This window comes from Enterobacter cloacae complex sp. P13B, assembly GCF_014895915.1.
GTDB lineage: Bacteria > Pseudomonadota > Gammaproteobacteria > Enterobacterales > Enterobacteriaceae > Enterobacter > Enterobacter bugandensis.
This window is the reverse complement of the sequence record NZ_JADBQN010000030.1, coordinates 1-17,634: the sequence shown is the minus strand read 5'-3', so window position 1 is coordinate 17,634 and position 17,634 is coordinate 1. Positions and strand designations below refer to the sequence as shown.

Below are 17,634 nucleotides of genomic sequence, written 5' to 3'. Positions count from 1 at the left end.
CGTGGCATCTTTATTTCAGGAGGAGCGATGTCTCAGGTTCAGAGTGGCATTTTGCCAGAACATTGCCGCGCGGCGATTTGGATTGAAGCCAATGTTAAAGGGGACGTGGATGCCCTGCGCGCGGCCAGCAAAGTTTTCGTTGATAAACTGGCCACCTTCCAGGCCAAATTCCCGGACGCCCATCTGGGTGCCGTTGTCGCTTTCGGCAATAACGTCTGGCGTCAGCTGAGCGGCGGCGAAGGCGCGGAAGAGCTGAAGGACTTTATCCCTTACGGCAAAGGCCTGGCGCCAGCCACCCAATACGACGTGCTGATCCACATCCTCTCTCTGCGCCACGACGTGAACTTCTCCGTTGCTCAGGCGGCGGTTGAAGCGTTTGGCGACAGCATCGACGTGCAGGAAGAGGTTCACGGCTTCCGCTGGGTGGAAGAGCGCGATCTGAGCGGCTTCGTTGACGGCACCGAAAACCCGGCGGGTGAAGAGGTTCGTCGCGACGTGGCGGTCATTAAAGACGGCGTGGACGCGGGCGGCAGCTACGTGTTCGTCCAGCGCTGGGAGCACAACCTCAAGCAGCTTAACCGCATGAGCGTGCACGACCAGGAGATGATGATTGGCCGCACCAAAGAAGCCAACGAAGAGATCGACGGCGATGCGCGCCCGGTGACCTCGCACCTGTCCCGCGTTGACCTTAAGGAAGACGGCAAGGGGCTCAAAATTGTTCGTCAGAGCCTGCCGTACGGCACGGCAAGCGGCACGCACGGCCTCTACTTCTGCGCCTACTGCGCGCGGCTGCACAATATTGAGCAGCAGCTGCTGAGCATGTTCGGTGACACTGACGGCAAGCGTGACGCCATGCTGCGCTTCACCCGCCCGGTAACCGGCGGCTACTATTTTGCGCCGTCCGTTGAGCGCCTGCTGGCGCTGTAAAACGCTCCCCATACGTAGGCCGGGTAAGCGTTAGCGCCACCCGGCAATTTTCCCCGACCCTTATTCCCTTTTCTGCTTGTAAATCACCAAACGGTATATAAAACCGTTACTCCTTTCATCCCCGTTATAAATATTATGACTATAAGATAGTCATCACATTTATAAGGGTGCGCAATGGCCGTTACTGTACTGAAAAAAGGAACTCTGGCGCTGGCAGGTTTACTGCTGGTGGCCCAGGCGCAGGCGACCGAGCTGCTGAACAGCTCGTATGATGTCTCCCGCGAGCTGTTTGCCGCCCTTAACCCACCGTTCGAGCAGCAGTGGGCGAAAGAAAACAAAGGCGATAAGCTGACCATCAAGCAGTCCCACGCCGGTTCATCCAAGCAGGCGCTGGCGATTTTGCAGGGGCTGAAAGCAGATGTCGTGACCTACAACCAGGTGACTGACGTGCAGATCCTGCACGACAAGGGCAAACTGCTCCCGGCTGACTGGCAGAGCCGCTTGCCAAACAATAGCTCGCCGTTCTACTCCACCATGGGCTTCCTGGTGCGTAAGGGCAACCCGAAGAACATCCACGACTGGAGCGACCTGGTGCGTTCCGACGTGAAGCTGATTTTCCCGAACCCAAAAACTTCAGGTAACGCGCGCTACACCTATTTAGCCGCGTGGGGCGCGGCAGACAAGGCTGACGGAAATGATAAAGCGAAGACCGAGCAGTTCATGACCCAGTTCCTGAAAAACGTCGAAGTGTTTGATACCGGCGGCCGCGGCGCGACCACGACCTTCGCCGAGCGTGGTCTGGGCGACGTGCTGATCAGCTTCGAATCCGAAGTGAACAACATTCGCAAGCAGTACGAAGCGCAGGGCTTCGAGGTGGTTATTCCGAAAACCAACATCCTGGCTGAGTTCCCGGTGGCGTGGGTGGATAAAAACGTGCAGGCGAACGGCACCGAGAAAGCGGCAAAAGCCTATCTCAACTACCTGTACAGCCCGCAGGCGCAGGCCATCATTACCGATTACTACTACCGCGTGAACAACCCCGACGTAATGAACAAACTGAAGGACAAATTCCCGCAGACCGCGCTGTTCCGCGTGGAAGATCATTTCGGCTCCTGGCCTGAGGTGATGAAAACGCACTTTGCCAGCGGCGGTGAGTTAGACAAACTGCTGGCGGCGGGGCGTAAGTAATGTTTGCAGTCTCGACTAAACGCGTGCTGCCGGGCTTTACCTTAAGCCTCGGGACCAGCCTGCTGTTCGTCTGCCTGATCCTGCTGTTGCCGCTCAGCGCGCTGGTGATGCAGCTTGCTCAGATGAGCTGGGCGCAGTACTGGGACGTGGTCACCAACCCGCAGGTGGTGGCGGCCTATAAGGTGACGCTGCTGTCGGCGTTTGTTGCCTCCATTTTTAACGGCGTGTTTGGCCTGCTGATGGCGTGGATCTTAACCCGCTATCGCTTCCCGGGCCGTACGCTGCTTGATGCCCTGATGGATCTGCCGTTTGCGCTGCCGACGGCGGTTGCGGGCTTAACCCTCGCGTCGCTCTTCTCCGTGAACGGGCTGTACGGCGAGTGGCTGGCGAAATTTGACATCAAGGTGACCTATACCTGGCTCGGGATCGCGGTGGCGATGGCCTTTACCAGCATCCCGTTTGTGGTGCGTACCGTGCAGCCGGTACTGGAAGAGCTGGGTCCGGAATACGAAGAAGCGGCGGAAACGCTGGGCGCCACGCGCTGGCAGAGCTTCCGTAAAGTGGTTCTGCCGGAGCTCTCTCCGGCGCTGATGGCGGGCGTCGCGCTGTCCTTTACCCGCAGCCTGGGTGAGTTCGGCGCGGTGATTTTTATCGCCGGGAACATCGCCTGGAAAACGGAAGTCACCTCGCTGATGATTTTCATTCGCCTGCAGGAGTTTGATTATCCGGCGGCGAGCGCGATTGCCTCGGTGATTCTGGCGGCCTCGCTGCTGCTGCTGTACTCGATTAACACTCTGCAAAGTCGCTTTGGTCGACGTGTGGTAGGTCACTGATGGCGGAAGTTACGCAATTGAAGCGATACGATGCGCCCCGCATCAACTGGGGTAAATGGTTTCTGATTGGCGTGGGCGTGCTGGTTTCCGCCCTCATTCTCGTCGTGCCGACGATTTATATCTTCGTCCAGGCGTTCAGCAAGGGGCTGATGCCCGCGCTGGAGAACCTGGCGAACCCGGACATGCTGCACGCCATCTGGCTGACGGTGCTGATTGCCCTGATCACCGTGCCGGTGAACCTGGTCTTCGGTACGCTGCTGGCCTGGCTGGTGACGCGCTTTAACTTCCCGGGACGTCAGCTGCTGCTGACCCTGCTGGATATTCCGTTTGCCGTGTCGCCTGTTGTTGCCGGTCTGGTTTACCTGCTGTTTTACGGCTCCAACGGCCCGCTGGGCGGCTGGCTGGATGAACATAACCTGCAGATCATGTTCGCCTGGCCGGGCATGGTGCTGGTGACCATCTTCGTGACCTGCCCATTTGTGGTACGTGAGCTGGTGCCGGTGATGTTAAGCCAGGGGAGCAACGAAGACGAAGCGGCGGTGCTGCTGGGGGCTTCGGGCTGGCAGATGTTCCGCCGCGTGACGCTGCCGAACATCCGCTGGGCGCTGCTTTACGGCGTGGTGCTGACCAACGCCCGTGCGATTGGTGAGTTTGGTGCGGTGTCGGTGGTATCCGGCTCGATTCGCGGTGAAACGCTGTCACTGCCGCTGCAGATTGAATTACTGGAACAGGATTACAACACCGTCGGTTCCTTTACTGCCGCAGCGTTGCTGACGCTGATGGCGATTTTGACCCTGTTTTTGAAGAGTATGGTGCAGTGGCGTTTAGAGAATCAGGAAAAACGTCAGCATCAGGAGGGAAATCATGAGCATTGAGATTGCCAATATTAAGAAGTCTTTTGGTCGCACCCAGGTGCTGAATGATATCTCGCTGGATATCCCTTCCGGACAAATGGTGGCGCTGCTGGGGCCGTCTGGCTCGGGCAAAACGACGCTGCTGCGGATCATCGCCGGGCTTGAGCATCAGACCAGCGGGCACATCCGCTTCCACGGCACCGACGTGAGCCGCCTGCACGCCCGCGATCGTAAAGTCGGCTTTGTCTTCCAGCATTACGCGCTGTTCCGCCACATGACCGTTTTCGACAATATCGCCTTTGGCCTGACGGTGCTGCCACGTCGTGAACGCCCGGATGCAGCAACCATTAAGGCGAAAGTAACCAAACTGCTGGAGATGGTGCAGCTGGCGCATCTGGCGGACCGTTTCCCGGCGCAGCTTTCCGGCGGGCAGAAGCAGCGCGTGGCGCTGGCGCGCGCGCTGGCCGTTGAGCCGCAAATACTGCTGCTGGATGAACCCTTCGGCGCGCTGGATGCGCAGGTGCGCAAAGAGCTGCGTCGCTGGCTGCGCCAGCTGCATGAAGAGCTGAAATTCACCAGCGTCTTCGTGACCCACGATCAGGAAGAGGCGATGGAAGTCGCGGACCGCGTGGTGGTCATGAGCCAGGGCAACATCGAGCAGGTTGACGAGCCGGAACAGCTCTGGCGCGAGCCGGCGACCCGCTTCGTGCTGGAGTTTATGGGCGAGGTGAACCGACTGCAGGGCACCATCCGCGGCGGTCAGTTCCACGTGGGCGCGCACCGCTGGCCGCTGGGCTACACCTCCGCGCATCAGGGGCCGGTCGATTTGTTCCTGCGCCCGTGGGAAGTGGACGTCAGCCGCCGCACCAGCCTGGATTCCCCGCTGCCGGTGCAGGTGCTGGAAGCTAGCCCTAAAGGACACTACACCCAATTGGTGGTACAGCCGCTGGGCTGGTATACCGAGCCGCTGACTGTGGTCATGCGCGACGACGTCCCGCCGCACCGGGGAGAGCGCCTGTTTGTCGGGCTGCAGCATGCGCGCATCTATCACGGTAAGGAGCGCATTGAGACGCGCGAGGATATTGCTCTGGCGGAGTCAGCCTGATAGGTTATTGAGTATGTTTTTCGCCCGGTGGCGTGATGCTTACCGGGCTTTTTATTGAGTAAAAATCGTGAATACACTCGAACACACCATCGGCAACACCCCTCTGGTCAAGCTTCAGCGCATGGGATGTGCCAACGGCAGCGAAATCTGGGTCAAACTCGAAGGCAATAACCCGGCAGGGTCGGTGAAAGACCGCGCGGCGCTGTCGATGATTGTCCAGGCCGAGAAACGCGGTGAAATTAAGCCAGGCGATGTGCTGATTGAAGCCACCAGCGGCAACACCGGTATCGCGCTGGCAATGATTGCGGCGCTGAAAGGCTACCGCATGAAGCTGCTGATGCCGGACAACATGAGCCAGGAGCGCCGCGCCGCGATGCGTGCCTACGGGGCCGAGCTGATTCTGGTAACCAAAGAGCAGGGGATGGAAGGGGCGCGAGACTTAGCGTTAGCAATGGCCGAGCGCGGCGAAGGTAAACTGCTCGATCAGTTCAACAACCCGGACAACCCGTACGCGCACTACACCACCACCGGCCCGGAAATCTGGCAGCAAACCGCCGGGCGCATCACCCATTTTGTCTCCAGCATGGGCACTACCGGCACCATTACCGGCGTGTCGCGTTTTTTGCGCGAGCAGGAGAAACCGGTCACCATTGTTGGTCTGCAGCCGGAAGAGGGGAGCAGCATTCCGGGCATTCGTCGCTGGCCTGCGGAGTATATGCCAGGCATCTTTAATGCGCAGCTGGTGGATCGGGTGCTGGATATTCATCAGCGCGAGGCGGAGAATACCATGCGTGAACTGGCCGTGCGTGAAGGCATCTTCTGCGGGGTCAGCTCGGGGGGCGCGGTAGCGGGGGCGTTGCGCGTGGCGCAGGCAAATCCCGGTGCGGTCGTGGTGGCGATTATCTGCGATCGCGGCGATCGCTATTTGTCTACCGGCGTCTTTGGTGAAGAGAGTTATTCGCAGGGGGCGGGGATTTAAGCGTCATGGAGATGATTCTATTCCGGGATAACACCCGGGCGCAGCAAACCGACATTGTCGCGGTGCAGTCGCAGGTGGTTTACGGCAGCGTGGGGAACAGCATTGCTGTGCCGAACATTCGTACCCACAGGCTGAACGTGACCGCCGTGCCGACGGTGCTGTTTAGCAACACGCCGCACTACGATACCTTCTACGGCGGGGTGATCCCCGACGAGTGGTTCAGCGGCTACCTGAAGGCGCTGGAAGAGCGCGAGATCCTGCGCGAGCTTAAAGCGGTCACTACCGGCTATATGGGCAGCGCCAGCCAGATCGCGCTGCTGGCGCAGTGGCTGAGGGCGGTCAAAGCGCAGCATCCTGACCTGCTGGTGCTGGTCGACCCGGTTATCGGCGATATCGACAGCGGAATGTACGTGAAGCCGGATATCCCGGAAGCCTACCGGGAACACCTGCTGCCGCTGGCGCAGGGGATTACGCCAAACGTCTATGAGCTGGAAGTATTGAGCGGTAAGCCGTGCCGGACGCCGGAAAGCGCTATTGCCGCCGCGCAGGGGTTGCTTTCTGACACTCTGAAATGGGTGGCGATCACCAGCGCGCCGGTCGCTGACGACCCGCAAAACATCCACGTGGTGCTGGTGACGCGTGAGGGCGTGACCGTCAGCGCGCATCCGCGCGTAGAAACCGATCTGAAAGGGACGGGGGATCTGTTCTGTTCAGAACTGGTGAGCGGAATTGTTGAGGGGAAAACCGTTGCTGATGCCATTCGCATGGCCGGCGATCGGGTGACTGATGTGATGCTTTATACCCAGTCGAAAGGCTACGACGAGCTTATCCTCCCTGCATAAACAAAAATGGCGCCCGAAGGCGCCATTTTTCTGTGCGGCAAGAATTACTTCTTGATGCGGATAACCGGGGTTTCGCCCACGGTGACGCTGCCAGACAGTTTGATCAGTTCTTTGATTTCGTCCATGTTGGAGATAACAACCGGCGTCAGGGTAGACTTGGCTTTTTCTTCCAGCAGTGGCAGATCGAATTCAATCACCGGGTCGCCAACTTTAACACGCTGGCCTTCTTCCGCGATACGCTTGAAGCCTTCGCCTTTCAGTTCAACGGTGTCGATACCGAAGTGAACGAACAGTTCGATACCGCTATCAGATTCGATAGAGAACGCATGGTTGGTTTCAAAAATTTTACCGATGGTGCCGTCAACTGGAGCAACCATTTTGTTGCCAGTTGGTTTGATAGCAATGCCATCACCAACGATTTTCTCAGCAAACACTACATCCGGCACGTCTTCGATGTTGACGATCTCGCCGGAGAGCGGAGCAACAATCTCAATAGTTCCGGAGTCTTTCTTATCATCAGAAACCAGAGATTTCAGTTTATCGAACAAACCCATGATCTTCTCCTAAGCAGTAATTTGGGCCGCATCTCGTGGATTAGCAGATTGTTTTTTCTTCAATGAACTTGTTAACCAGCGTCATTAACTCGTCCGTTGTCGGTTGAGCAAGAGCCTGCTCTGCTAACACCTTCGCATCTTCGAAGTTCGTGTTACGGATAATCTTCTTAATGCGCGGGATGGAAATGGCGCTCATAGAGAATTCGTCCAGACCCATACCCAGCAACAGAAGTGTAGCACGTTCGTCGCCTGCAAGCTCACCACACATGCCAGTCCATTTACCTTCTGCATGAGAAGCATCAATAACTTGCTTGATCAAGTTCAGTACGGACGGTGACATTGGCTGGTAGAGATGTGAAATCATATCATTACCACGGTCAACTGCCAGGGTGTACTGCGTTAAATCATTGGTGCCGATACTAAAGAAATCAACTTCTTTGGCTAAATGACGCGCAATGGTCGCCGCTGCTGGTGTTTCCACCATCACGCCGATCTCAATTGACTCGTCAAATGCTTTACCTTCGTCGCGCAGTTCCTGTTTGTAGATTTCGATCTCTTTCTTCAGTGCACGCACTTCTTCAACAGAGATGATCATCGGGAACATGATGCGCAGCTTACCGAAAGCGGAGGCACGCAGGATAGCGCGAACCTGGTCACGCAAGATCTCTTTACGATCCATCGCGATACGCACGGCACGCCAGCCCAGGAACGGGTTCTCTTCTTTCGGGAAGTTCATGTACGGCAGCTCTTTGTCGCCACCGATGTCCATGGTACGGACGATAACCGCCTGTGAGCCACACGCTTCTGCGACGGCTTTATACGCAGCAAACTGCTCTTCTTCCGTTGGCAGCGCGTCGCGGTCCATGAACAGGAATTCTGTACGATAGAGACCAACACCTTCCGCACCGTTGCGCTCAGCGCCATCAACGTCGCGTACGGTACCGATGTTTGCGCACACTTCTACCTGATGGCCGTCCAGGGTGATGGCTGGCAGGTCTTTCAGCTTAGCGAGTTCCGCTTTTTCAGTCGCAACCTGCTCCTGAACCGCGCGCAGTTTTTCGATCTCTTCGTTAGTTGGGTTGACGTAAACCAGATTGTTTACGGCATCCAGAATCAGATAGTCGCCGTTTTTCACCTGAGAGGTGACGCTACCGGTGCCCACGATGGCAGGCAGTTCCAGAGAACGCGCCATGATTGAGGTGTGGGAGGTACGGCCACCCGCGTCGGTGATGAAACCAAGGACCTTTTTCAGGTTCAGCTGTGCGGTTTCAGACGGGGTGAGGTCAGCGGCAACCAGGATCACTTCATCCTGAATCGCGCTCAGGTCGATAATGGCCAGGCCCAGGATGTTGCGCAGCAGGCGCTTACCGATGTCACGTACGTCAGCCGCACGCTCTTTCAGGTATTCATCATCCAGCTCTTCCAGGGCAGTTGCCTGACCTTCGATAACTTCATGCGCAGCCGCGTCGGCCGTCATGCCTTTATCTTTAATCAGGGCTATGATTTCCTGCTCCAGCTCCTCATCTTCGAGCAGCATGATATGCCCTTCGAAGATGGCTTCTTTTTCTTCACCGAAAGTTTCGCCAGCTTTAGTTTTGATCGCTTCCAGTTGCGCAGATGCCTTGGCACGACCGCTCAGAAAACGTTCAACTTCCTGATCAACCTTGTCGGCAGAAATTTTTTTCCGGTCGATGACGATCTCGTCTTCTTTCAGCAGCAGTGCTTTGCCGAAAGCGATACCCGGGGATGCTAAAATGCCTGAAATCATAACCCTACCTTACTTGTGACTGATATTTAAAAGAACCCGGAAACTTACTCGAGCTCAGCCATCAGTTTAACCAGATGCTCAACTGCTTTCTGCTCGTCTTCACCTTCAGCAGAGATGGTAACAACGGTGCCCTGAGTCAGGCCCAGAGTCTGCAGTTTGAACAGGCTTTTTGCGCTAGCGCTTTTGCCGTTGGAAGTTACAGTGATTTCAGAAGTGAAGCCTTTCGCTTCTTTAACAAACTGAGCAGCAGGGCGGGTGTGCAGACCGTTCGGAGCGGTAATGGTAACTTCTTGCTGGAACATTGTATTTCCCCAACTTATAGGTTTAGTGTTGTGGAACTAAAGTCTAGCCTGGCGGCTTAACTTTAGCCTGTATTGTTAGCGCTGACGTTTCAATCGTCATTAAACATTATGCAGCGAAAGGAAGACTTGAACCAAATCATAAAATCGATTCAGCAAGGGTATTTCGTTCACTGATTAATTTCACGCTTCAAAATAATTGCTGGTTTAAATACCAGACACATCGGGGTGAAGCAATGCCAGGAGGGTCAAAAGTTTGAAGCAGGCCACAAAAAAGCACCCGAAAAGGTGCTTTTTTACGCGTTATTAACATACTGGCACTACTGTTGCAGCTCTTTTTCCGTGAACAGATCGGCAAACAGTGCGGTGCTCAGGTAACGCTCACCCGAAGAAGGAAGGATAACCACAATATTCTTATTGGTAAAGGCTTCATCTTCCTGAAGTTTGAGCGCTGCCGCAACGGCCGCACCGGAAGAGATACCCGCCAGAATGCCTTCTTCATCCATCAGACGACGCGCGGTAGAGATGGCTTCTTCGTTCGTGATGGCAACGACTTTATCGATCAGCTTCAGATCCAGGTTACCCGGAATGAAGCCCGCGCCGATGCCCTGAATTTTATGCGGGCCAGGCTTGAGTTCTTCACCCGCCAGCGCCTGAGCGATAACCGGAGAGTCGGTAGGTTCAACGGCAACGGTAATCAGCTCTTTTTTACCTTTTGTGCCTTTAATATAGCGAGACACGCCGGTCAGCGTGCCGCCGGTGCCGACGCCGGAGATAAATACGTCAACCTGGCCGTCAGTATCTTCCCAGATTTCCGGGCCGGTGGTCTTCTCGTGAATTTCAGGGTTAGCCGGGTTGCTGAACTGCTGCAGCAGAAGATATTTCGCCGGATCGCTGGCCACGATCTCTTCCGCTTTCTGAATGGCACCTTTCATGCCCTTCGCGCCTTCGGTCAGGACCAGGTTCGCCCCCAGCGCTTTGAGCAGTTTGCGACGTTCGATGCTCATGGTTTCCGGCATGGTCAGGGTCAGCTTGTAGCCGCGTGCGGCAGCAACATAGGCCAGAGCGATACCGGTGTTACCGCTGGTCGGTTCCACCAGCTCAACGCCTGGCTTCAGCACGCCGCGTTTTTCAGCATCCCAAATCATGTTTGCACCGATGCGGCATTTTACGCTGAAGCTCGGGTTGCGTGATTCGACCTTCGCCAGAATGCGTCCATTACCGATACGGTTCAGTCGAACCAGGGGCGTATGACCGATAGTCAGCGAGTTGTCTTCATAAATCTTACTCATGGCCTGTCCTTAACTGTATGAAATTGGGATACCGACCCAGCATACCTGCTAAGCAGGTAGGGGGAAGTAAGGAATTCGCATATCTATATACTGCAAGGAAATAATGGGGATCAGTATGGAATAAGGGGCGGCATAAGCCACCCCTGCTTTACACATTTTTGCATTATTTCCATAACGCGTGCTTAGCACGATAGCAGTCCACCCACATCGCCGTCGCGCCGCAAACCGCAACTGGCATGATGAATAGGTTAAGGAAGGGAATCATGGTGAACAGGCTGGTCAGCGCGCCGAACTGCATATTGGCGACCTTTCGGGTGCGCAGAGCGGTGCGCATCGCTTTAAACGGCACCTTGTGGTTATCGAATGGATAGTCGCAGTACTGGATGGCCAGCATCCAGGCGCTGAACAGAAACCACAGCACCGGCGCAACCGTCTGGCCAATGCCGGGGACAAAGTAGAGGGCAAGGAGTACAACCGCGCGGGGGAGGTACCAGGCAAACTTCTGCCACTCGCGCTTCATAATGCGCGGGATATCTTTCACGATCCCCAGCACGCCCGTGTCCGGTGGCGTCGCGCCGGTAAGCCGCGCCTCCAGCTGTTCCGCCAGCAGGCCGTTAAACGGCGCGGCTATCCAGTTCGCGATCGTTGAGAATAAATAGCCGAATACCAGCAGCACGGAGATGACCGCCACCGGCCAGAGCAGGTAGTTAAGCCACTGCAGCCAGTCCGGCACGTAGCTCATCAGCGACGGGATCCAGCTTTCGAGCTTTGTGAACAGCCACCAGAACGCGCCGCCCATCAGAATAATGTTGATCAGCAGCGGCAGAATGACAAAGCGACGGATACCTGGCAGTGAAACCAGCTTCCAGCCCTGAGAAAAATACCAGACGCCGCTGCGCGGGGGAGAAGACGATGTTGAAACCATAACCAGGCTGTACTCCTTTTTTCACAACCAGTGGAATTGCCCGCCTATATTATCCACTTGCGGACCAATGACCAGTTCGGAAATGTTCGAAAAACCAGCAAAAAGCACGATTTACTTCATCTTTATGCTGCGAATGCTCTGCACACACTTGCACTTGACGTAAACGGCAAATACTCTTAGTGAGTAAATGTTTGCCGTGGTGGCAAGGTGTTAGAACAACAGAGAATATAATGATGCAGGATTTGCGTCTGATATTAATCATTGTTGGCGCGATCGCCATAATCGCTTTACTGGTACATGGTTTCTGGACCAGCCGTAAAGAGCGTTCCTCGATGTTTCGCGATCGCCCACTGAAGCGCATGAAGTCCAGTCGTGATGATGATGACACTGAAGATGACATCACCGGTAGCGACGACGACGGCGTGGGTGAAGTTCGTGTTCATCGGGTCAATACTGCGCCCGGCGCGGCTCATGGGGAGCATGAAGCCCCCCGCGCTCCGCAGCACCAGTATCAACCGCCGTATGCCTCTGCCCAGCCGCGCCAGCCAGCGCCGCAGCCAGTGGAAGAACCTGTACGTCAGCCGCCGCAACCGCCTGTACAACAGCAGCAGCCCGCTGCGCCACAGCCGGTTCAACAGCAACCTGTGCAGCAGCCCGTGCAACAGCAACCTGTGCACCAGCCGCAGCAGCAGCCTGTTCATGTACAGCCTGCGCCGCAGCCCGCTCCGGCTCCGCACGTTGAGCCAGAGCCGGTCGTCGAGCCTGAACCGGTTGTTGAAAAGCCGCAGCGTAAAGAAGCGGTGATCATCATGAACGTGGCCGCGCATCACGGCAGCCATCTCAACGGTGACGTGTTGCTCAACAGTATTCAACAGGCAGGCTTCAAGTTTGGCGATATGAACATTTTCCATCGCCACCTGAGCCCTGACGGTAGTGGTCCGGCGCTGTTTAGTCTGGCCAATATGGTCAACCCAGGCACCTTTGACCCGGAAATGACCGGTGATTTCGTGACGCCGGGTGTCACTATCTTTATGCAGGTGCCGTCCTACGGCGACGAGCTGCAAAACTTCAAGCTGATGCTGCAGTCCGCTCAGCACATCGCTGATGAAGTGGGTGGTGTGGTGCTCGACGATCAGCGTCGAATGATGACCCCGCAGAAGCTGCGCGAGTATCAGGACCGCATCCGTGAAGTTAAGGAAGCCAACGCGTAATTGTCGCGTTTACTTCAACTCCTCCTCAACCCCCGCCTGTCGGGGGTTTTTTCTCATTGATGGTGCGATATGGACTCAATCGAACAACAACTCACTGAACTGCGAACCACGCTTCGCCATCATGAATATCTCTATCATGTTATGGACGCACCGGAAGTGCCTGATGCGGAGTATGACCGGCTGATGCGCGAGCTGCGCGAGCTGGAGGCGCAGCACCCGGAACTGATTACGCCAGATTCTCCGACCCAGCGCGTCGGCGCCGAGCCGCTGGGGGCTTTCAGCCAGGTGCGTCACGAAGTGCCGATGCTGTCGCTGGACAACGTCTTTGATGAAGAGAGCTTCCTCGCGTTTAACAAGCGCGTGCAGGACCGTCTGAAAAGCAGCGATTCCCTCACCTGGTGCTGCGAGCTGAAGCTCGACGGCCTGGCGGTCAGCCTTCTCTATGAAAACGGCGTGCTGGTGCGCGCCGCCACGCGTGGCGACGGTACGACGGGTGAAGACATCACCACTAACGTGCGAACCATCCGCGCGATCCCGCTGAAGCTGCAGGGAGACAACATTCCCGCGCGTCTGGAAGTGCGCGGCGAGGTGTTCCTGCCGCAGGCGGGATTCGAGAAAATTAACGAAGAGGCGCGTCGCACCGGCGGGAAAGTGTTTGCTAACCCGCGTAACGCGGCGGCGGGCTCTCTGCGCCAGCTTGACCCGCGCATCACCGCGAAGCGACCGCTTACTTTCTTCTGCTACGGCGTCGGTATTCTGGAAGATGGTGAGTTACCGGACACGCACCTCGGGCGTCTACTGCAGTTTAAAGCCTGGGGCCTGCCGGTGAGCAACCGCGTTCAGCTCTGCGACTCGCCGGAAGCGGTGCTGGCGTTCTACCACAAAGTGGAAGAGGACCGTCCGACGCTCGGCTTTGATATCGATGGCGTTGTCATCAAGGTCAATTCGCTGGCGCTGCAGGAGCAGCTGGGCTTTGTGGCGCGTGCGCCGCGCTGGGCGGTGGCGTTTAAATTCCCTGCCCAGGAGCAGATGACCTTCGTTCGCGACGTGGAATTTCAGGTGGGCCGTACGGGCGCTATTACTCCGGTCGCTCGACTGGAGCCGGTGCAGGTCGCAGGCGTGCTGGTGAGTAACGCTACGCTGCACAACGCCGATGAAATCGAACGCCTCGGCCTGCGCATCGGTGACAAAGTGGTGATTCGCCGCGCGGGCGATGTTATCCCGCAGGTGGTGAACGTTGTTGAGTCAGAACGTCCTGATGATACGCGCGAGGTCGTTTTCCCGACCCACTGCCCGGTATGCGGCTCTGACGTAGAGCGTGTAGAAGGCGAAGCGGTGGCCCGCTGTACGGGCGGCCTGATCTGCGGCGCGCAGCGTAAAGAGTCGCTTAAGCACTTTGTTTCCCGTCGCGCAATGGACGTTGACGGCATGGGCGACAAGATTATCGATCAGCTGGTTGAGAAAGAGTATGTCCATACGCCTGCGGATCTGTTCAGGCTCACGGCGGGCAAACTGACCGGTCTGGATCGCATGGGGCCGAAGTCAGCCCAGAACGTGGTTAACGCGCTGGAAGCAGCGAAAGAGACGACTTTCGCCCGCTTCCTGTACGCGCTGGGCATTCGTGAAGTCGGCGAAGCGACGGCGGCAGGTTTAGCCGCGTACTTTGGTACGCTGGAGGCGCTGGAAAAGGCAAGCATCGACGAGCTGCAGAAAGTGCCGGACGTCGGCATCGTCGTCGCCACGCACGTCTTTAACTTCTTTGCCGAAGAGAGCAACCGCGAAGTCATCGGCAAGCTGCTGGAAGAGGGCATTAAATGGCCCGCGCCGGTGGTGGTCAACGCCGAAGAAATTGATAGCCCATTTGCCGGTAAAACCGTGGTGCTAACCGGTAGCCTTAGCCAGCTTTCACGCGACGATGCAAAAGCACGTCTGGTGGCGCTGGGGGCCAAAGTGGCGGGCAGCGTGTCGAAGAAAACCGACCTGGTGATTGCCGGCGAAGCTGCGGGTTCGAAGCTGGCGAAAGCCCAGGAGCTCGGCATTGAGGTTATCGACGAAGCAGAAATGATGCGCCTGTTAGGAGAGTAACGTGGAGAAAGAGCAGCTCGTTGAGATCGCCAATACGGAAATGCCTTTCGGTAAATACAAGGGCCGCAGGCTGATCGATTTGCCGGAGGAGTACCTGCTGTGGTTCGCCCGCAAGGACGAATTCCCCGCCGGGCGCCTGGGCGAGCTGATGGCTGTCACGTTACTGATCAAAACCGAGGGGCTGACCCAGCTGGTGCAGCCCCTGAAGCGTCCTTAAGCCTTCGCGGCGCGGGTCTCTTCCTGCGCCAGCTTTTCCGTCTGGCGCTTGTAGCGACGCGCCAGCACCGCGCAGACCATCAGCTGGATCTGATGGAAAATCATCAGCGGCAGCACCATCATCCCGATCACCGAGGTGGGGAACAGAATGTTCGCCATCGGGATGCCGTTCGCCAGGCTCTTTTTGGAGCCGCAGAAGACGATGGTGATCTCATCGGCTTTGCTGAAGCCGCATTTGCGCGCCACAAAAACGTTCACCGCAATGACAATTGCCAGCAGAACGAGGCTGACCACCACGATAAACAGCAGCGAGCCTGCGCCCACCTTATGCCAGATCCCGTTTACGACCGCTTCGCTGAAGGCGGAATAGACCACCAGCAGAATCGACGACTGGTCGGTTTTAGAGATCCATTTCTTATGCTTCGCCACGAACGCCCCGGTCCACGGACGCGAGAGATGGCCCAGGACAAACGGCAGCAGCAGCTGCAGGCAGATTTTGCCGACCTGTTCAAGGTTACCTTCCGCGCCGTGCATGTTCATCAGCAGGCCCACCAGCAGCGGGGAGACGAAAATCCCTAACAGGCTGGATGCCGATGCGGAGCAGACCGCGGCTGCAACGTTCCCTCCGGCAAGAGAGGTAAAGGCAATGGCAGACTGCACGGTGGCCGGGAGAATACAGAGATACAGGAAACCGGTGTAGAGCGCCGGATCGACGTTAACCGGTGCCCACCAGGCAAACAGCACCCCGAGGATCGGGAACAGAATAAACGTGCTGCACATCACCCAGAGGTGCAGTCGCCAGTGGCTACCGCCAGCGATAATCGCTTCGCGGGAGAGCTTTGCGCCGTGCATAAAGAACAGCAGTGCGATGGCGGCCGTCGTCAGTCCCTCAAAAAAAGGGACGAAACCGCCGCGAGCAGGGAAGAACGAGGCCAGTAAAACGGTAGCCACCAGGGTGAGTGTAAACGGATCAAGAATACGAAATAGTTTCATAATGACTCCTGAAAACAGATGTCGCTATTGTGCTTTTTTCCATTTGAGAAATAAAATTGATTTATTGCATCCATTCATGAATTAAACAGATGAATTATTCCCTACGCCAGCTTCGCATTTTCGTCACCGTCGCCCATGCCCGCAGCTTTAGCCGGGCAGGTGAAATGATCGGCCTGAGCCAGTCGGCGGTCAGCCACAGCGTGAAAGAGCTGGAAAACCAGACCGGCGTTAGATTGCTTGACCGCACCACGCGTGAAGTGGTCCTGACCGAAGCGGGGCAGCAGCTGGCCCTGCGTCTTGAACGGCTGCTTGATGAGCTGAACAGCACGCTCAGAGACGTGGGGAGGCTGGGGCAGCAGCTGTCGGGCACCGTGCGGGTTGCGGCCAGCCAGACGATATCCGCGCACCTTATCCCGCAATGTATTGCCGAGGGAAACCATCGCTATCCTGATATTGATTTTGTCCTGCATGACAGACCGCAGCAGTGGGTGCTGGAGAGCATCCGCCAGGGCGATGTGGATTTTGGTATTGTGATCGATCCTGGCCAGGTGAGCGATCTGGAATGCGAAAGCGTTCTTTCTGAGCCTTTTTTACTGCTCTGCCGTGACGACGACCCGCTGGCAGCGTTGCTCGAGGTCAGCTGGCAGTCCCTGCAGGGGGCGAACCTGGTTTTACAGGATTATGCCTCAGGCAGCCGTCCGCTGATTGATTCCGCGCTGGTGAATCAGGGCGTTAAGGCAACGATCGTGCAGGAGATTGGTCATCCGGCCACGCTGTTTCCGATGGTGGAAGCCGGAATTGGCATCAGCGTGTTGCCCGCTCTGGCGCTTCCCCTGCCGCAGGGAAGCCAGCTGGCGGTGAAGCGGCTGACGCCCGTTGTCGAACGAAAGCTGATGCTGGTGCGGCGAAAAAATCGTTCGCTCTCGGGTGCGGCGCAGGCCATCTGGAAAGTGGTGCGTATCCAGGCACAACGATTAACCGAGGCCCGCATACGCGATCCACTGTTTAACGCATCAGACGATTAGATGTAGATATCAATCTGATTAGTGTCTGACGGGCTATTCACGCCTTCTACTTTGCCCAGTTTTTGATCCTGCTTCTTCTGAGCTTCTTCGGCCTGCTGGCGCTGCAGTGCGGCGAGCTGTGCCTGCAGCACTTTGATCTGGGTCTGAATCAGTTCCTGCTGCTTCTTCTTCTCATCTGCGCTGCCGGGGCTGTTTGCCAGCTCTTTTAACTGCTGGGTCAGCTTTTTGATCTTGTCGAGAATGCGGGTGATTTGCGCAGAGATATCGTTACTGCTCGAAGTGCCACTCGCGCCGCTGGTTTGAATCTGTTGGGTTGAAGCCTGAATGGTCGTCATACTTTTTCCTCGCGTTATAAAACAGAGGTATCGGCACCGACGGGATTAGCTTGAGGAAAATGCGGCAGGTTCATATTTTTATATCGCAGATAGCAAAAAAGCGCCTTTAGGGCGCTTTTTTACATTGGTGGGTCGTGCAGGATTCGAACCTGCGACCAATTGATTAAAAGTCAACTGCTCTACCAACTGAGCTAACGACCCGA

Annotated in this window: 18 protein-coding genes and 1 tRNA gene; 11 read left to right on the top strand and 8 right to left on the bottom strand. The window is 56.6% G+C overall.

Annotated elements, in window-relative coordinates; all coding sequences use genetic code 11:
- The first annotated feature begins 27 nt into the window (after window positions 1–27).
- From IM273_RS13410 to pdxK, 7 genes are all read left to right on the top strand, one after another.
- Window positions 28–927, top strand: coding sequence for a Dyp-type peroxidase (locus tag IM273_RS13410; protein ID WP_047368060.1), 900 nt, complete (start codon window positions 28–30; stop codon window positions 925–927).
- Between the two features lie 174 nt (window positions 928–1,101).
- The gene (locus tag IM273_RS13405; protein WP_193051205.1) at window positions 1,102–2,115 is read left to right on the top strand and encodes a sulfate ABC transporter substrate-binding protein; all 1,014 of its coding nucleotides are present in this window, start codon (window positions 1,102–1,104) and stop codon (window positions 2,113–2,115) included.
- Window positions 2,115–2,948, top strand: a complete 834-nt coding sequence (gene cysT / locus IM273_RS13400; protein WP_004123378.1) for a sulfate/thiosulfate ABC transporter permease CysT — start codon at window positions 2,115–2,117, stop codon at window positions 2,946–2,948. Before IM273_RS13405 ends, cysT begins: the two co-directional genes overlap by 1 nt.
- On the top strand, window positions 2,948–3,823 hold the full coding sequence (gene cysW, locus IM273_RS13395) for a sulfate/thiosulfate ABC transporter permease CysW (RefSeq protein ID WP_193051204.1): 876 nt from the start codon (window positions 2,948–2,950) through the stop codon (window positions 3,821–3,823). Before cysT ends, cysW begins: the two co-directional genes overlap by 1 nt.
- Window positions 3,813–4,907: a sulfate/thiosulfate ABC transporter ATP-binding protein CysA gene (gene cysA, locus IM273_RS13390; protein ID WP_008501607.1), complete on the top strand. Its 1,095-nt coding sequence runs from the start codon at window positions 3,813–3,815 to the stop codon at window positions 4,905–4,907. Before cysW ends, cysA begins: the two co-directional genes overlap by 11 nt.
- Before the next feature lie 67 nt (window positions 4,908–4,974).
- Complete coding sequence (gene cysM / locus IM273_RS13385) at window positions 4,975–5,886, top strand: cysteine synthase CysM (RefSeq protein ID WP_059358547.1); 912 nt, start codon at window positions 4,975–4,977, stop codon at window positions 5,884–5,886.
- Between the two features lie 5 nt (window positions 5,887–5,891).
- Window positions 5,892–6,728 (top strand): pyridoxine/pyridoxal/pyridoxamine kinase, encoded by an 837-nt coding sequence (pdxK, locus tag IM273_RS13380; protein WP_028013997.1) that lies wholly within the window; start codon window positions 5,892–5,894, stop codon window positions 6,726–6,728.
- 44 nt (window positions 6,729–6,772) lie between these two features.
- On the opposite strand, the gene crr is transcribed toward pdxK, so the two are convergent.
- From crr to cysZ, 5 genes are all read right to left on the bottom strand, one after another.
- Window positions 6,773–7,282, bottom strand: coding sequence for a PTS glucose transporter subunit IIA (gene crr, locus IM273_RS13375; RefSeq protein ID WP_003861316.1), 510 nt, complete (start codon window positions 7,280–7,282; stop codon window positions 6,773–6,775).
- Between the two features lie 40 nt (window positions 7,283–7,322).
- Window positions 7,323–9,050 (bottom strand): phosphoenolpyruvate-protein phosphotransferase PtsI, encoded by a 1,728-nt coding sequence (ptsI, locus tag IM273_RS13370; protein WP_008501604.1) that lies wholly within the window; start codon window positions 9,048–9,050, stop codon window positions 7,323–7,325.
- 44 nt (window positions 9,051–9,094) lie between these two features.
- The gene (gene ptsH / locus IM273_RS13365; RefSeq protein ID WP_000487600.1) at window positions 9,095–9,352 is read right to left on the bottom strand and encodes a phosphocarrier protein Hpr; all 258 of its coding nucleotides are present in this window, start codon (window positions 9,350–9,352) and stop codon (window positions 9,095–9,097) included.
- A 317-nt stretch (window positions 9,353–9,669) separates the two neighbouring features.
- Window positions 9,670–10,641: a cysteine synthase A gene (cysK, locus tag IM273_RS13360; protein ID WP_028013996.1), complete on the bottom strand. Its 972-nt coding sequence runs from the start codon at window positions 10,639–10,641 to the stop codon at window positions 9,670–9,672.
- Window positions 10,642–10,804: 163 nt separating this feature from the next.
- Complete coding sequence (cysZ, locus tag IM273_RS13355) at window positions 10,805–11,566, bottom strand: sulfate transporter CysZ (RefSeq protein WP_028013995.1); 762 nt, start codon at window positions 11,564–11,566, stop codon at window positions 10,805–10,807.
- Window positions 11,567–11,796: 230 nt separating this feature from the next.
- Between cysZ and zipA the strand changes: the two genes are divergently transcribed.
- The 3 genes from zipA to IM273_RS13340 all read left to right on the top strand — a co-directional run bounded on the left by zipA (window position 11,797) and on the right by IM273_RS13340 (window position 15,079).
- Window positions 11,797–12,777: a cell division protein ZipA gene (gene zipA, locus IM273_RS13350; protein WP_059358546.1), complete on the top strand. Its 981-nt coding sequence runs from the start codon at window positions 11,797–11,799 to the stop codon at window positions 12,775–12,777.
- Between the two features lie 69 nt (window positions 12,778–12,846).
- The gene (gene ligA, locus IM273_RS13345) at window positions 12,847–14,862 is read left to right on the top strand and encodes an NAD-dependent DNA ligase LigA (RefSeq protein ID WP_193051203.1); all 2,016 of its coding nucleotides are present in this window, start codon (window positions 12,847–12,849) and stop codon (window positions 14,860–14,862) included.
- 1 nt (window position 14,863) lies between these two features.
- A complete protein-coding gene (locus tag IM273_RS13340; protein ID WP_048959525.1) occupies window positions 14,864–15,079 on the top strand; it encodes a DUF3820 family protein in 216 nt (71 codons plus the stop codon).
- On the opposite strand, the gene IM273_RS13335 is transcribed toward IM273_RS13340, so the two are convergent.
- Window positions 15,076–16,071, bottom strand: coding sequence for a bile acid:sodium symporter family protein (locus IM273_RS13335; RefSeq protein ID WP_041908807.1), 996 nt, complete (start codon window positions 16,069–16,071; stop codon window positions 15,076–15,078). The two genes, IM273_RS13340 and IM273_RS13335, sit on opposite strands and share 4 nt — an antisense overlap.
- An 89-nt stretch (window positions 16,072–16,160) precedes the next feature.
- On the opposite strand from IM273_RS13335, the gene IM273_RS13330 reads away from it, so the two are divergent.
- Window positions 16,161–17,096 (top strand): LysR family transcriptional regulator, encoded by a 936-nt coding sequence (locus tag IM273_RS13330; RefSeq protein ID WP_193051202.1) that lies wholly within the window; start codon window positions 16,161–16,163, stop codon window positions 17,094–17,096.
- On the opposite strand, the gene IM273_RS13325 is transcribed toward IM273_RS13330, so the two are convergent.
- Window positions 17,093–17,431: a FlxA-like family protein gene (locus IM273_RS13325; RefSeq protein WP_041908812.1), complete on the bottom strand. Its 339-nt coding sequence runs from the start codon at window positions 17,429–17,431 to the stop codon at window positions 17,093–17,095. The genes IM273_RS13330 and IM273_RS13325 overlap by 4 nt on opposite strands.
- 125 nt (window positions 17,432–17,556) lie before the next feature.
- Window positions 17,557–17,632 (bottom strand) — tRNA-Lys (locus IM273_RS13320).
- Window positions 17,633–17,634 lie beyond the last annotated feature (2 nt).

Coding starts and splice junctions, on each gene's coding strand:
- IM273_RS13410 (WP_047368060.1), top strand. CDS start 28: ATGTCTCAGGTTCAGAGTGGCATTTTGCCAGAACATTGCCGCGCGGCG.
- IM273_RS13405 (WP_193051205.1), top strand. CDS start 1,102: ATGGCCGTTACTGTACTGAAAAAAGGAACTCTGGCGCTGGCAGGTTTA.
- cysT (WP_004123378.1), top strand. CDS start 2,115: ATGTTTGCAGTCTCGACTAAACGCGTGCTGCCGGGCTTTACCTTAAGC.
- cysW (WP_193051204.1), top strand. CDS start 2,948: ATGGCGGAAGTTACGCAATTGAAGCGATACGATGCGCCCCGCATCAAC.
- cysA (WP_008501607.1), top strand. CDS start 3,813: ATGAGCATTGAGATTGCCAATATTAAGAAGTCTTTTGGTCGCACCCAG.
- pdxK (WP_028013997.1), top strand. CDS start 5,892: ATGGAGATGATTCTATTCCGGGATAACACCCGGGCGCAGCAAACCGAC.
- crr (WP_003861316.1), bottom strand. CDS start 7,282: ATGGGTTTGTTCGATAAACTGAAATCTCTGGTTTCTGATGATAAGAAA.
- ptsI (WP_008501604.1), bottom strand. CDS start 9,050: ATGATTTCAGGCATTTTAGCATCCCCGGGTATCGCTTTCGGCAAAGCA.
- ptsH (WP_000487600.1), bottom strand. CDS start 9,352: ATGTTCCAGCAAGAAGTTACCATTACCGCTCCGAACGGTCTGCACACC.
- cysK (WP_028013996.1), bottom strand. CDS start 10,641: ATGAGTAAGATTTATGAAGACAACTCGCTGACTATCGGTCATACGCCC.
- cysZ (WP_028013995.1), bottom strand. CDS start 11,566: ATGGTTTCAACATCGTCTTCTCCCCCGCGCAGCGGCGTCTGGTATTTT.
- zipA (WP_059358546.1), top strand. CDS start 11,797: ATGATGCAGGATTTGCGTCTGATATTAATCATTGTTGGCGCGATCGCC.
- ligA (WP_193051203.1), top strand. CDS start 12,847: ATGGACTCAATCGAACAACAACTCACTGAACTGCGAACCACGCTTCGC.
- IM273_RS13335 (WP_041908807.1), bottom strand. CDS start 16,071: ATGAAACTATTTCGTATTCTTGATCCGTTTACACTCACCCTGGTGGCT.
- IM273_RS13330 (WP_193051202.1), top strand. CDS start 16,161: ATGAATTATTCCCTACGCCAGCTTCGCATTTTCGTCACCGTCGCCCAT.
- IM273_RS13325 (WP_041908812.1), bottom strand. CDS start 17,431: ATGACGACCATTCAGGCTTCAACCCAACAGATTCAAACCAGCGGCGCG.